Here is a 647-nt window from a genome sequence, read left to right as displayed (position 1 = left end):
GGTGATGCGAATACGCATCTGACTGTGGTGGAGGCGTTGGCGAATAATTTGATGTTTGCGTGTGGGAAGCGCGACGAGCAGCGGCCTGCGATTGCTGGGCGTGAGGTGTGTGAGGTGCTGGTGGACTCGCCGTTGGCTCGGTGGGGTGTGATGAGGTTGTCTAACTATGAGGCGGCGAAGTGTATGCCGTTGGATGTGTATCGTTTTGTTGCTGCTACCGGTGCTCCGGCAGGTGATGCTGCGTTGGAGGCCATGCATTCGTGGGGTACGGCGATGTTGTGTTATGAGATGATTTCTGATCCTTTTGCTGCGCTTGATGCGTGTCGTGATTATTTGGAGTTGACTCAAGATCGTGGGTGGAGGCGTGCGGATTTTCAGATTGCGGGCATTGTTCTTGATGCTGCGGTTGAGGGCGGGACTGGTCCGATTGGTCCGATTGGGGCTGAGGTGATGAAGAAGTGGGAGGAGCGGCTTGCGGGGGCGGTTGAAGCCGTTGATCCTGATTACGCGTATACCGAAAATTCGTTGTTGTACGCCTGGCGGCACTGATGCAGTAACCGGGTGGAGATTGGAGTATTTGAATGGTGAATGAGGGTATGTCTGGTAAAGGGCGTGGACGTCTTTTTGAGGAGGAGTTGGATCCGGAT

At 54.7% G+C, this 647-nt stretch carries 1 protein-coding gene; it reads left to right on the top strand.

Annotation, left to right across the window (positions count from 1 at the left end; genetic code table 11):
* Window positions 1-549 (top strand): hypothetical protein (locus HMPREF3101_RS12160; protein ID WP_168160180.1); only part of this gene is annotated, 549 nt, incomplete at its 5' end.
* Window positions 550-647: the final 98 nt, after the last annotated feature.

The organism is Corynebacterium sp. HMSC29G08 (assembly GCF_001806875.1).
GTDB lineage: Bacteria > Actinomycetota > Actinomycetes > Mycobacteriales > Mycobacteriaceae > Corynebacterium.
This window is presented reverse-complemented; position numbering and strand designations above follow the sequence as displayed.